The organism is Planktothrix paucivesiculata PCC 9631 (genome assembly GCF_900009265.2).
In the GTDB taxonomy this organism is placed as follows: Bacteria; Cyanobacteriota; Cyanobacteriia; order Cyanobacteriales; family Microcoleaceae; genus Planktothrix; species Planktothrix paucivesiculata.
Map to the genome: position 1 here is coordinate 37,431 of NZ_LR735012.1, position 12,501 is coordinate 49,931.

20 protein-coding genes are annotated in these 12,501 nt (G+C 46.2%); 18 read left to right on the forward strand and 2 right to left on the reverse strand.

Translation table 11 applies throughout. The annotated features are described in order from the left end of the window. Positions 1-84 precede the first annotated feature (84 nt). Positions 85-1,341, reverse strand: a complete 1,257-nt coding sequence (gene ldpA, locus PL9631_RS10155; RefSeq protein ID WP_083619791.1) for a circadian clock protein LdpA — start codon at positions 1,339-1,341, stop codon at positions 85-87. Between the two features lie 133 nt (positions 1,342-1,474). Then, positions 1,475-1,951 carry an NAD(P)H-quinone oxidoreductase subunit N gene (gene ndhN / locus PL9631_RS10160; protein ID WP_083619794.1) on the reverse strand — a complete coding sequence of 159 codons (477 nt, stop codon included), beginning with the start codon at positions 1,949-1,951 and terminating at the stop codon, positions 1,475-1,477. Between the two features lie 972 nt (positions 1,952-2,923). Here ndhN and rplC point away from each other — a divergent pair. From rplC to rplO, 18 genes are all read left to right on the forward strand, one after another. Continuing rightward, positions 2,924-3,613, forward strand: coding sequence for a 50S ribosomal protein L3 (rplC, locus tag PL9631_RS10165; RefSeq protein ID WP_083619797.1), 690 nt, complete (start codon positions 2,924-2,926; stop codon positions 3,611-3,613). Positions 3,614-3,627: 14 nt separating this feature from the next. After that, the gene (gene rplD / locus PL9631_RS10170; protein WP_083619800.1) at positions 3,628-4,266 is read left to right on the forward strand and encodes a 50S ribosomal protein L4; all 639 of its coding nucleotides are present in this window, start codon (positions 3,628-3,630) and stop codon (positions 4,264-4,266) included. After that, a complete protein-coding gene (locus PL9631_RS10175) occupies positions 4,256-4,561 on the forward strand; it encodes a 50S ribosomal protein L23 (protein ID WP_026786903.1) in 306 nt (101 codons plus the stop codon). Before rplD ends, PL9631_RS10175 begins: the two co-directional genes overlap by 11 nt. A 121-nt stretch (positions 4,562-4,682) precedes the next feature. Continuing rightward, a complete protein-coding gene (gene rplB / locus PL9631_RS10180; RefSeq protein WP_042151659.1) occupies positions 4,683-5,546 on the forward strand; it encodes a 50S ribosomal protein L2 in 864 nt (287 codons plus the stop codon). A gap of 87 nt (positions 5,547-5,633) precedes the next feature. After that, on the forward strand, positions 5,634-5,912 hold the full coding sequence (rpsS, locus tag PL9631_RS10185; RefSeq protein WP_026786901.1) for a 30S ribosomal protein S19: 279 nt from the start codon (positions 5,634-5,636) through the stop codon (positions 5,910-5,912). Positions 5,913-5,980: 68 nt separating this feature from the next. Next, positions 5,981-6,337 carry a 50S ribosomal protein L22 gene (gene rplV / locus PL9631_RS10190; protein ID WP_026786900.1) on the forward strand — a complete coding sequence of 119 codons (357 nt, stop codon included), beginning with the start codon at positions 5,981-5,983 and terminating at the stop codon, positions 6,335-6,337. Between the two features lie 66 nt (positions 6,338-6,403). After that, positions 6,404-7,132, forward strand: coding sequence for a 30S ribosomal protein S3 (gene rpsC / locus PL9631_RS10195; protein WP_083619803.1), 729 nt, complete (start codon positions 6,404-6,406; stop codon positions 7,130-7,132). A 79-nt stretch (positions 7,133-7,211) separates the two neighbouring features. Then, positions 7,212-7,637 carry a 50S ribosomal protein L16 gene (gene rplP / locus PL9631_RS10200; protein WP_026786898.1) on the forward strand — a complete coding sequence of 142 codons (426 nt, stop codon included), beginning with the start codon at positions 7,212-7,214 and terminating at the stop codon, positions 7,635-7,637. A gap of 57 nt (positions 7,638-7,694) precedes the next feature. After that, positions 7,695-7,922 carry a 50S ribosomal protein L29 gene (gene rpmC, locus PL9631_RS10205; protein WP_083619806.1) on the forward strand — a complete coding sequence of 76 codons (228 nt, stop codon included), beginning with the start codon at positions 7,695-7,697 and terminating at the stop codon, positions 7,920-7,922. 148 nt (positions 7,923-8,070) lie between these two features. Further along, positions 8,071-8,328, forward strand: coding sequence for a 30S ribosomal protein S17 (rpsQ, locus tag PL9631_RS10210; RefSeq protein WP_083619809.1), 258 nt, complete (start codon positions 8,071-8,073; stop codon positions 8,326-8,328). Between the two features lie 38 nt (positions 8,329-8,366). Beyond that, entirely contained in the window at positions 8,367-8,735 is a 369-nt protein-coding gene (gene rplN / locus PL9631_RS10215) for a 50S ribosomal protein L14 (RefSeq protein WP_083619812.1), read from the forward strand. Then, a complete protein-coding gene (gene rplX, locus PL9631_RS10220; protein WP_083619815.1) occupies positions 8,735-9,088 on the forward strand; it encodes a 50S ribosomal protein L24 in 354 nt (117 codons plus the stop codon). The genes rplN and rplX overlap by 1 nt, the downstream gene beginning before the upstream one ends. 174 nt (positions 9,089-9,262) lie before the next feature. Continuing rightward, a complete protein-coding gene (gene rplE / locus PL9631_RS10225; RefSeq protein ID WP_083619818.1) occupies positions 9,263-9,814 on the forward strand; it encodes a 50S ribosomal protein L5 in 552 nt (183 codons plus the stop codon). An 18-nt stretch (positions 9,815-9,832) separates the two neighbouring features. Then, entirely contained in the window at positions 9,833-10,234 is a 402-nt protein-coding gene (rpsH, locus tag PL9631_RS10230; protein WP_083619821.1) for a 30S ribosomal protein S8, read from the forward strand. A gap of 140 nt (positions 10,235-10,374) precedes the next feature. Further along, a complete protein-coding gene (rplF, locus tag PL9631_RS10235; RefSeq protein ID WP_083619824.1) occupies positions 10,375-10,923 on the forward strand; it encodes a 50S ribosomal protein L6 in 549 nt (182 codons plus the stop codon). A 3-nt stretch (positions 10,924-10,926) separates the two neighbouring features. Continuing rightward, positions 10,927-11,289 carry a 50S ribosomal protein L18 gene (rplR, locus tag PL9631_RS10240; RefSeq protein WP_083619827.1) on the forward strand — a complete coding sequence of 121 codons (363 nt, stop codon included), beginning with the start codon at positions 10,927-10,929 and terminating at the stop codon, positions 11,287-11,289. 143 nt (positions 11,290-11,432) lie between these two features. Next, a complete protein-coding gene (gene rpsE / locus PL9631_RS10245) occupies positions 11,433-11,975 on the forward strand; it encodes a 30S ribosomal protein S5 (protein WP_083619830.1) in 543 nt (180 codons plus the stop codon). Positions 11,976-12,014: 39 nt separating this feature from the next. Next, positions 12,015-12,482, forward strand: a complete 468-nt coding sequence (gene rplO / locus PL9631_RS10250) for a 50S ribosomal protein L15 (protein ID WP_083619833.1) — start codon at positions 12,015-12,017, stop codon at positions 12,480-12,482. Positions 12,483-12,501: the final 19 nt, after the last annotated feature.

A 12,501-nucleotide genomic window follows, 5' to 3' on the forward strand; every position in this document is an offset into this window, starting at 1 on the left:
CTGCCATCCGCAGTTAATTCTAAACAGTTAAGACTCAGTTGGTAATCAGTGGTTTTTAATCTGAAATCTCACACTGATAAATGATTAACTATCACCGATAACTGATTTAAGTTGGGAGACAAGGGTTGAGGCTTTACCAACCGCTTGCCAGAGCAACTTCGGATTTGCTTCGAGTACAGATAGGCTAGGGCGCGTCTTGATTGGGGAAAGGATCTTTGAAGGTTGAGCTCTGTCGGTTGGGGTTTCCTGCCGTTGAAAAGTCACCCTTTGAGGTTCGGGAGTGAATCGGGATTCCAACTGTTCCAACAGGGGTGACAACAGAACACGGGCATAGCTTCCATAGGCGACACCCGCCACCAAATGACTAGAATTAACTGACCGTAACTGTTTTCCACCGATGGTCTGAGTTTGTTGATCAGGATTTGGAAAAACGGGGTTAAGCACAGGATCATCTATAACTGTTGGCTGTAAAAGCCCAAGGGATTTGAGCTTGGCTACAGTATAATCGTTTGTGCCACCCGCAAGCTGTACATATCCAGGTAAATTTGCTGCCAAAATTTTTTGGCACAGTTTCACGCTTGCTAAAGTTGTCCCCGCCCCAATATCTCCACTCATCGGTCGGCCATCGGTTTGCCAAATTAAGGGACAATTTAAGGGTGTAATAATTTCAGATAGGGTTTTTAGATATTCGACCACGCCATCACCGTCAGGACAACTAATTGCCACCAGTTTGAGTTTTTCCAAATAGGGTTGGATACTATTCCATAGTCGTTGAAAATCATTTTCCCGTCCAACTTGAGTATGAATTTCTAACGCATCTACCCCAGTTTGTAACACCAGGGGTGCAATTTCATCGGGGCGAAAAACATAAGACCGAGCATAAATCAGATCGGCCGGACAAATCGGAATACAGCGTCCGCAACCATAGCACAGTTCATCAATAACGCCGGATTTCGTCGGCGAAAAGGCGATCGCTCCCGTGGGACAAACCGTTTCACAGGGTCGCCAGCAACTTTCAGGGCAAGCAGTCGCCTCGAACTGGGCCTTACGAAAATGGGGGTCTTCACCATCATTCAAGCTGACCATTAGCCAAGGACGATAGCGATAGCCAAACCCCAGGTTTTGAGCCTGTTTACCCAGCAATTCAGCTTGGTTTAAGGCTTCCTGAGCCGCCATAATCACTGATGGATCAGCCGCCACATCGATACAGTCCGCCCCCGCTAAGGTGTAGGCTAGGGTTAAATTTCGGATGGCAGGCAAATGCTGATAACTGGCTCCACAGATCAGTTTAAACCAGTGACCTTGTTGCAAGGCTGTAAGAGGGGATTCATGATTGTTCACAATTATCAGTTATTAGTAAACAGTAATCAGTTATTAGTCATGAATCAGTTATTAGTTTTTGTTCATCAACAATAATCTTTATTTTATTTTCTGATAACTGATAACTGATAACTGAATAACTGATAACTGTAGTTCAAGCGGCTACATCAATATCCTTCAGGGGTGTCCACTGCACAACCCGCGCTCCCCCCATCTCTACCACCAGCTTTACCCGAGGTTCTTGTAAGGGTAACTGAGTCAGAAACGTAATTTCTTGACTCGATAGAATATGACCTTCAATCATCCACAGCACTAAACCTTTCGACTTGGGCGGAAGTTGATCTAACTGGGTATTTAAAATCGGCGGAACATAATAAATATCCCCAACCGCGGCTTCATTCCCACTGCTTTTTTTACCTAAATGGGCAGGGCGAACCCCATGCACCCCCGTTAAATAAGCAGCCAAATCTCCTAAACCCCTGGCGCTCAGGTTATAGGTCGTATATCCATGGGCGCGCAACCGACGACAATACCGACCTTCAAACCCACCTTCGAGGGGAACATACATTCCTAAAGCCTTGTATGTTTCTAAATCCCTAATCAGCTTGCTTCCTGTTGTAATTAATGCCATAACTTGGTGATTAACCTCTTAACTGCATCTTGCTGAATCTTCGCTGCAAATATTTTGACACAATAATATATTGTCACAGATTAACTTCACACCGAAAACGATTCAACTCCCCTGGAAACTTTCTCATGTTCCAGATGGTAGGCTAGTCAATATCTTTAGCTTAACCCAACTCCCCCAATTTCCCCGAGCAATTCGATCAAAATTTCGATCAGTGATTGACAGATTGTTAGAATTACCCTACAATTAAAAATTGTCGCTAATTGGGCAAATGCTGCTGGCTTCTAAAACATCGAATTTCAGAGGCGGTGAAGACATCGCGTTAACGTTGTACACCGCTAAAGACTTAGGTGATTAGAAGTAGATCAGCGAAGCCGAATCCGCAAGGAAAAAGCAGCCCACTGACTTTAAATCCTAAACAAATTCGGCGCAAGCCAAATAATCTGCACAGGGTTTAAAATATGTCAGCAACGGATACTGAGTAGCTTACTGCTCAAGTCCAGGACGACAGAAGGCAATATCGAGAAAAATCCTCGATTCGCAAACAGCTTAGAACTTGTTGATAGCGTGAAACTGTTCTAAACTCCCCCAAAATTTATCCTCCTTAAACGGTGGGATACGTTTTTGGTGTGTTTAAACTTCAGCAAGCCATTTTCAAAAATGTCTTGTTTGTCTGTTGCAAGCGGATTCTTCCTAAAAGTTGATCCGAATTTTATAATTCCTAGCAGTCAATGGTGTAAAAGTAAGTCCAAACTGTAAGGACACAAAGCAATCAAATACCGTAGGGCATACGGAAATTTACGCTGGGGGAGTAGTCCATCAGAGTGCTTGCCGTAAAAGGTGTAGTCGGACTAGACATGAAACTGTAAGACCAAAATCGGCATCGTCGTTAGAGGCAAGATTCAGCCCAGGAATTACCGCACTTTTAGGGCGGTGAGTGTCAATGTAATGCTTAGAAAAGAGAGGCTAGTTTAAGTGTCTGTAGGTATCCTCGGCACAAAGGTTGGCATGACCCAAGTATTTGAAGCGGAAAGCGGGAAAGCTATTCCTGTCACCGTCATTCAAGCCGGGCCTTGCATTGTGACCCAGATTAAGACTAAACAAACCGACGGCTACACAGCCATCCAACTGGGATACGGTGAAGTTCCTGATAACAAACGCAAGCTTAATACAAAAAAAACTCCCGACAAAGAGGTCAATAAGTATCTCAGCAATGCGGAACAAGGACATTTAGCCAAATCCGGCGGCACCTGTGTACGTCACCTGAAAGAATACCGGGTCAGCGAACCCGAATCTTTTCAATTAGGCCAACAACTCAAAGCTGACATTTTCACCCCTGGACAACTGGTGGATGTTAGTGGAACCAGTATGGGTCGTGGCTTCTCCGGTTATCAAAAACGGCATAACTTCAAACGTGGCCCCATGGCTCACGGTTCCAAAAACCATCGTCAACCCGGTTCAATCGGCCCAGGAACCACTCCTGGTCGTGTTTATCCTGGAAAACGCATGGCCGGACAGTATGGAGCCAGCCAAGTGACTACACGCAAATTAATTGTTGTGCGTATCGATCCTGAACGTAACCTCCTATTAGTCAAAGGAGCGGTTCCTGGCAAGCCCGGTGGTTTGTTGAGCATCGCCCCCGCTAATATCGTCGGTGGTAAGTAGTCAAGGAGATAACTATGGTTGATTGTGTAGTCCGAAATTGGCAGGGTGAAAGCGTAGGACAAGCGACCCTTGATCTGAAAGTCGCATCCCCCGAAAATGCCAGTCATATTGTTCATAGAGCCGTAGTCCGGCAACTAGCCAATGCTCGTCAAGGCACAGCCTGCACCAAAACCCGGGCGGAAGTTCGGGGGGGCGGTCGTAAACCCTGGCGTCAAAAAGGCACAGGTCGCGCTAGAGCCGGTTCTATTCGTTCCCCGCTATGGCGAGGGGGCGGGGTGATCTTTGGGCCAAAACCCAGAGACTATTCCCAGAAAATGAATCGCAAAGAAAGACAGTTAGCCCTACGCACCGCCTTTCAAAGCCGGGCTGAGGATCTGATTGTGGTAGAAGACTTTGCGGATCAGTTTTCTCGACCTAAAACCAAAGACCTAGTATCAGCGATGACCCGTTGGGGCATTGAACCCGAAGCTAGAGTTCTCTTGGTGCTGTCAGAGAAACAACCCAATATTTATCTGTCCGGTCGCAACATCCCCAAATTGAGAATGTGCTTGTCTGATAGCTTGAATGTTTATGACGTCCTGGCTGCTGACAAAATTGTAACAACCGCTGCTGCCCTAGCCAAAATTCAGGAGGTTTACGGAGATGCAACATGATCCCGGCGATCTGATTGATTTGGTGAAGCGTCCGATTGTGACCGAAAAAGCCACGAGGTTAATGGAAATCAATCAGTTCACCTTTGATGTTGATCGGCACGCAACTAAGCCGATGATCAAACAAGCTATTGAACTGTTATTCCCCGTGAAAGTCAAAGCCGTTAATACCCATATTCCGCCTCGTAAACGTCGTCGGGTCGGTAAATTTGTGGGTTTTAAAACAGGCTACAAACGGGCAATTATCACCCTAGAGGATGGGGAGCCTCTGCGGAAAGTCTTATTCCCAGGGGTGTAGAGTCAGTTGTTGGTAATCAGTAAACAGTAAATATTGTAAGAATTAAACATCAAATCTTGCATTTTTTCTTGACTGATAACTGATAGCTGATAACTGATTACTGATTAGTAAGGATTACATAATGGGAATTCGTTCATACCGACCCTATACTCCCGGTACTCGCCAACACACTGTTTCCGACTTTGCAGAAATTACCCGCTCTGAACCGGAACGTTCCTTAACAACTTCCAAACACCGGGACAAGGGAAGAAACAACCGAGGCGTGATTACCTGCCGTCATCGGGGTGGCGGACACAAAAAGCTGTATCGAATTGTTGATTTTCGTCGGGATAAGCACGAAATCCTCGCTAAAGTCGCGGAGATTGAGTACGATCCTAACCGCAATGCTCGAATTGCCCTGGTGTATTACACCGACGGGGAAAAGCGTTACATCCTGCATCCGTTAGGACTCAAAGTCGGAACCATGATTGTTTCTGGCCCAGAAGCTCCGATCGAGATCGGGAATGCCCTGCCCTTATCGAAAATTCCGTTAGGGACAGACGTGCATAACGTCGAATTGATTCCCGGTAAAGGGGGACAAATCGTTCGAGCCGCAGGTACTACAGCCCAAGTCCTGGCAAAAGAAGGGGACTATGTGACCCTGAAGTTACCTTCGGGTGAACAACGCAAAATCCCAGCTAAGTGCTACGCCACCATTGGACAGGTAGGTAATATTGATGCTCGCAACATCAGTATCGGGAAAGCCGGTCGTAAGCGTTGGAAAGGTCGTCGTCCTGAAGTTCGCGGTAGTGTCATGAACCCGGTGGATCACCCCCATGGTGGTGGTGAAGGACGCGCTCCTATCGGTCGTTCTGGCCCTGTTACCCCTTGGGGTAAACCCGCCCTAGGTGCGAAGACTCGGAACAAGAAAAAACGCAGTACCGCTTTGATTGTTCGTCGTCGTCGGAAGTCCTCGAAACGGGGTAAAGGTGGACGGCAAACTTAATCGGGTTGTCAGTTGGCGGTTGACAGTTCATTCGGTCAACAGTCAACACTGCAAAACCTTGACACCTTAACGGTTAATAAATTAACTATGTCTCGTTCACTTAAAAAAGGCCCTTTTGTGGCGGATCATCTCCTGAGCAAAGTTGAAAAACTCAATGCCAAAGGAGAAAAACAGGTGATTAAAACCTGGTCAAGAGCATCGACGATTATTCCTCAAATGGTGGGTCATACGATCGCTGTCCATAACGGTAGACAACACGTTCCCGTGTTTCTGACGGAGCAAATGGTCGGTCATAAATTAGGAGAATTTGCTCCAACTCGTACTTTTCGAGGCCACGCCAAAAGTGACAAAAAAGCCCGCCGTTAAAAGTTAACAGTCGATATTATTTCACTGGTAACTGATGATGCGGATACATAATGACTGACACATGAACTATGGCTATAGATACTAGCGCCGAGGTGAAGGCGATCGCTCGTTACATTCGGATGTCACCTCATAAAGTAAGACGAGTCCTGGATCAGATTCGAGGACGATCCTACCGTGAAGCCTTGATTATTTTGGAATTCATGCCCTATCGGTCTTGTGAGCCAATTCTCAAAGTTTTACGCTCTGCGGTTGCTAACGCAGAACACAATTCTGGTTTAGATCCAGCCAGTTTAGTGATTTCCCAGGCTTATGCGGATCAAGGGCCAACCATTAAACGGTTTAGACCTCGCGCCCAGGGTCGTGCCTACCAAATTAGAAAGCCGACTTGTCATATTGTTGTTGCCGTAGCTCCAGCGACGGAGTAGGGAACAGTAATCAGCAAAAAGCGCGAGTAGGACATTCTAAACTCTTTTCTAAAAAAGAATTGAAACATGGGACAAAAAATTAATCCTATTGGGTTTCGGTTAGGAATTACCCAAGAACATCGATCTCGTTGGTTTGCGGATTCCAAACAGTATCCTGAACTGTTACAGGAAGACCATACCATTCGGGAGTATGTTCGCAAGGAATTGAACAATGCCGGAATTTCCAAAGTCAGAATTGAACGCAAAGCCGATCAAGTTGACCTAGAAATTCATACCGCCAGACCGGGTGTGGTCGTAGGTCGTGGGGGGGCAGGAATTGAAACCCTGCGTGTGGGCCTCCAGAAAAAACTCGGCAATAATCGCCAAATTCGGATCAACGTGGTGGAAGTTGCCAAAGTTGACGCGGATGCAACCCTGATTGCTGAGTACATCGCCCAACAACTCGAAAAACGGGTTTCCTTCCGTCGAGTCGTGCGTCAAGCGATTACCCGAGCTCAGAAAGCCGGAATTGAAGGCATCAAAATTCAGGTCAGTGGTCGGTTAAATGGGGCAGAAATCGCTCGGACTGAATGGACTCGGGAAGGGAGAGTGCCTTTGCATACCCTGCGTGCTGATATTGACTACGCCTACTGCACGGCACTGACAATCTACGGCATTCTCGGCGTTAAAGTTTGGGTCTTTAAGGGCGAAATTATCCCTGGACAAGAGGAATTAGCGAGTTCTCCGACCACTCTACCCCGTCGGAATCGGCAACCTCGTCGTCAAAAATATGACGACCGTTCTAACGAAGGATAAAAAGATTGTTGTCTGTTATCTATTTACCGATAACTGATAATGCGGATACATACGTGAATACTGATTATCGGATTCGATCATGTTAAGTCCCAGAAGAACAAAATTCCGCAAACAACAGCGTGGCCGCATGAGAGGTCAAGCGACCCGCGGTAATGATCTAAATTTCGGTGATTTTGCACTGCAAGCTTTAGAGCCCTGTTGGATTACCTCTCGCCAAATCGAAGCAGCCCGTCGAGCCATGACTCGTTATATTCGTCGGGGTGGCAAAATTTGGATTCGGATTTTCCCTGATAAACCCGTGACCATGAGAGCCGCAGAAACCCGGATGGGTTCTGGTAAAGGTGCTCCTGAGTATTGGGTGGCTGTGGTTAAACCCGGTCGCGTATTATTTGAAATTGCCGGAGTTACCGAAGAAATTGCCCGAGAAGCAATGCGGTTAGCGGCGTTTAAATTACCGATTAAAACCAAATTTATTGCCCGCCCTGTTGACGAAGAAGCTCAATAAAAGTGTTGTTAACGGTTAATGGTTAACGGTTAACTATCAATCTCCAAGGACTCTGTTATGTCTTTTCCTAAAATCGCAGAAGCCAGACAGTTAAATGATGAAGAACTGTCTCAGCAAATCTTAGACGTCAAAAAACAATTGGCTAACCTGCGGCTGCTCAAAGCAACCGGGCGTTTAGAAAAACCCCATGAGTTTAAGCATACGCGCCATCGTTTAGCTCAATTAAAAACGGTGGAACGGGAGCGCCTCATCAGTAATCAGTTATCAGAAATCAGTGATCAGTAAAAAGTTAATAGTTAATAGTTAATAGTTATCAACTGTTGGATCAGAACTGATAACTAAAAGCCAAAAACTGATAACTGATAACTAAAAGCCAAAAACTGATAACTGATAATTCGGATACTTGATAATTGATTTTGGAGAGATTTGCGCTATGGCAGTAAAAGAAAGAGTTGGCTTAGTCGTTAGTAACAAAATGGATAAAACGGTGGTTGTAACGGTGGAAAACCGTTCTCCCCATCCTAAATACGGCAAAATTGTCGTTAAAACTAAACGATATAAAGCCCACGACGAAGACAACCAATGTCAAGAAGGAGATCGGGTTCGCATTTCTGAAACTCGCCCTTTAAGTAAAACAAAACGCTGGAATGTGGTCGAAATTCTAAGCGGTAATGACAAAACCAATCTGTAGGGATTTGGGTATTACTTGAGAAAGAAAAACGGGAGATCATGATTCAAGTCCAAACAATTCTCAATGTTGCTGATAATAGCGGTGCGCGGAAATTAATGTGTATTCGCGTTTTAAAGGGTGGTAACTGTCGCTATGGCGGAATCGGCGATGTGATCATTGCGGTTGTCAAAGATGCTATCCCTAATATGGCCGTGAAAAAGTCTGACGTGGTTCGGGCCGTAATTGTCCGTACCCGTCATAGTTTACGTCGGGATAGTGGTATGACCATTCGGTTTGATGACAATGCGGCGGTGATTATCAACGCTGACGGTAATCCCAGAGGCACTCGTGTATTTGGCCCTGTAGCCCGAGAACTACGGGATAAGAATTTCACGAAAATTGTTTCTCTTGCACCGGAGGTTCTGTAATGTCCAAAAAAACCACATCCAATCAGCCCGAACGCTATAAAATGCACGTTAAAAAAGGCGATACCGTGCAGGTGATTACGGGTAGCGATAAAGGAAAAGTCGGAGAGATTATCCGGGTTCTTCCCAAAGCCAGTAAAGTCGTTGTTAAGGATGTTAACGTGAGAACCAAGCACGTTAAACCTCGTCAAGAGGGAGAATCCGGTCAGATTATGACTTTTGAAGCCCCGGTTCACAGTTCTAATGTGATGCTGTATTCCACCAAAGAAAACGTTGCCAGTCGGGTGTGTTACACCTTTACCGAAGACGGACGCAAGGTGAGAATGCTGAAAAAAACCGGTGAGATTATCGATTAAAGAGGGAACAGGGAACAGGGAACAGGGAACAGGGAACAGTTCATTCTCTATTACCCATTACCTATTACCCATTACCCATTACCTATTACCCATTACCTATTACCCATTCGTAATTCGTAATTCCAACTGTCAACCATCCTGACAAAGCCCAGGATTAGTAAAGAGCAACTTATTATGGTAGCTAAACTCAAGACTGTCTACTTGGACAAAATCGTCCCCAAAATGATGGAGCAGTTCCAATATGAGAACATCCATCAAGTTCCTAAGATTGTTAAGGTCACAATCAACCGAGGTTTAGGTGAAGCATCTCAAAATGCCAAAGCATTAGAGTCTTCCCTGACTGAATTGGCTGTGATTACCGGACAAAAACCCGTGGTGACACGCGCTAAAAAAGCGATTGCCGGATTCAAAGTTCGCAAAGGAATGCCTGTCGGTGTAATGGTCACTTTGCGTTCAGAACGGATGTATGCCTTCTTAGATCGACTGATCAACCTATCTTTACCTCGGATTCGTGACTTTCGCGGTGTCAGTGGAAAAAGTTTTGATGGTCGAGGTAACTACAGTTTGGGTGTCCGAGAACAACTGATCTTTCCTGAAATCAGCTATGACAGTATTGATCAAATTCGAGGCTTAGATATTTCAATTGTCACCACAGCAAAAACCGATGAAGAAGGGCGAGCCTTGCTAAAGGAAATGGGAATGCCTTTTCGGGAAAGCGGTGTGTAATAAAGTAACGAGGAAACTATGGCGGCAAACGATACCATTGCGGATATGTTGACGCGCATTCGCAATTCTTGCATGGCGCGGCATCAGACTACACAAATTCCTTCTACAAGAATGACTCGTAGTATAGCCCAAGTTCTCAAACAAGAGGGCTTTATTGGGGACTTTGAGGAAACAGACGAAGGCATTAAAAAATATTTGGTGGTCTCTCTCAAGTACAACTCTAAAACTAAAGCTCCAACCATCCAGAAATTAGAGCGAGTCAGCCGACCGGGTTTGCGAGTGTATCGCAACCGCAAAGAACTCCCTCGTGTCTTAGGCGGCATTGGCGTAGCAATTATTTCTACGTCCTCTGGTGTCATGACTGACCGAGAAGCTCGACGCCAGGGTGTCGGCGGTGAAGTGCTTTGTTACATTTGGTAAAAAGTTCTTTTATCACTTGTCAGGCTTGCTGATTTCAAGTTTCAAAGCGATGTCTTTTGTTTTGGGATGTCCTGAATCGTCACTCACAGCGATCAGAACTTATCCAACCCTTTTCTATTCGAGAATTGAAATAAATAACTATGTCTAGAATTGGTAAACGTCCAATTTCTGTACCCCCCGCCGTCACCCTAACCATTAATGGTCAACAGGTTATAGTCAAAGGCCCCAAGGGTGAACTGTCTCGCGTTCTGCCCCCCGAGGTTGTCGTGGAACAGGACGGAGGAACTGTTAACGTCAAACGGGCTTCCGAGTCTCGCACGGCTCGTCAGCGTCATGGTCTGTGTCGAACCCTGGTTTCCAATATGGTTGAAGGGGTTTCTACTGGCTTTGAGCGTCGTTTGGAAATCCAAGGGGTCGGTTATCGGGCTGCGGTACAAGGCACAAACCTGGTGTTAAACGTGGGTTATAGCAAACCCGTGGAAATGATCCCCCCCGAAGGTATTCGCGTTGCCGTTGAAAACAACACGAACGTGATCATTAGCGGGATTGACAAAGAAATTGTCGGTAATATGGCCGCCAAAGTTCGTGCCGTGCGTCCCCCTGAACCCTATAAAGGCAAAGGCATTCGCTATCAGGGTGAAGTCGTCAGACGCAAAGCAGGTAAAACTGGTAAGGGTGGGAAAAAATAAACTATGAAACTAACTCGTCAAGAATCTCGTGATCGTCGTCATCGCCGAGTTCGGGTCAAGGTTGTTGGAACCTCTGAACGGCCTAGATTAGCCGTGTTTCGTTCCAACCATCATATCTACGTCCAGGTGATCGATGACACCCAACATCACACCTTAGTCGCAGCCTCTACCGTTGAACCGGGTTTTAAAGCCGCAGATTCATCGGGTGCAACCTGTGATGCTTCTGTAAAAATCGGTCAATTAATTGCTGAACGTGCCGTAGCCAAAGGCATCAAAAAAGTGGTTTTTGATCGGGGCGGATATATCTATCATGGCCGCGTCAAAGCCCTCGCCGATGCAGCCCGAGAAGCTGGATTAGACTTCTAAAAATAGGCAGTAAGCAGTAAACAGTCAATCAAATAAAATAGAAGTTATTGTTAATCAACCATGAATGACGACAACAACCTAACTGATTACTGATTACTGATGACTGATCACAGCAAATCAACGTTGTTCAGGATATTCAAACTATGGCAGAGCAGCAGCAACAGCGGCGCAACAACAAAAAAGGTAGCCGCACCAAAGAAAAAGAAGTGGAGTGGCAAGAACGGGTTGTACAAATCCGTCGGGTCACCAAAGTAGTCAAAGGCGGTAAAAAACTCAGCTTTCGGGCTGTAGTTATCGTCGGCAATGAAAAAGGTCAAGTTGGTGTCGGTGTGGGTAAAGCCGCCGATGTGATTGGAGCCGTTAAAAAAGGCGTTGCCGATGGTCGCAAAAACGTGATCGAGGTTCCCTTAACCAAATCCAATTCGATTCCCCATCCCATCAACGGCGAAGGCGGAGGGGCTCAAGTGATGATGCGTCCGGCTTCTCCTGGGACGGGGGTAATTGCTGGGGGGGCTGTCCGTACCGTTTTAGAACTCGCTGGGGTTCGGAATATCTTAGCCAAACAACTGGGTTCGAGTAATCCTCTGAATAACGCCAGAGCCACGATTTCTGCATTGCAGTCCTTACGAACCTTTGCCGAGGTCGCCAAAGAGCGGGGAATCCCCATTGAGCATCTTTATGCTTAATTCCGTTGTCCATCTGAAACTGTTCAAGTATAAGCAATCATGAGACTCAACGATGCTATACCCAAACCAGGCTCTCGCAAACGCGGACGTCGCCTAGGTCGTGGGATCTCTGCTGGTCAAGGTGCAAGCTGTGGTAAAGGGATGCGGGGTCAAAATTCCCGTTCCGGTCACAGTACCCGCCCTGGTTTTGAAGGCGGTCAGAACCCTCTGTATCGACGCCTGCCTAAACTCAAGGGATTCCCTCAAGTCAATCGGAAAGAGTACACTACGATTAATGTAGGTCAGTTGTCATCTCTGTCTGCTAATACAGAGGTGACTCTAGCTTCCCTGTTAGAAGCCGGACTCCTGACCGCAAGTCGTGGCCCTCTGAAGATTTTAGGGAATGGGGAACTCAATGTTGCCCTGACGATAGAAGCGGCTGCCTTTACTCAAGGAGCCCGTACCAAAATTGAAGCCGCCGGCGGGATTTGTCAGGTATCAGTAAACAGTAAACCGTTATCGGTGTAAGAGTTAAGAGTTAATAGTT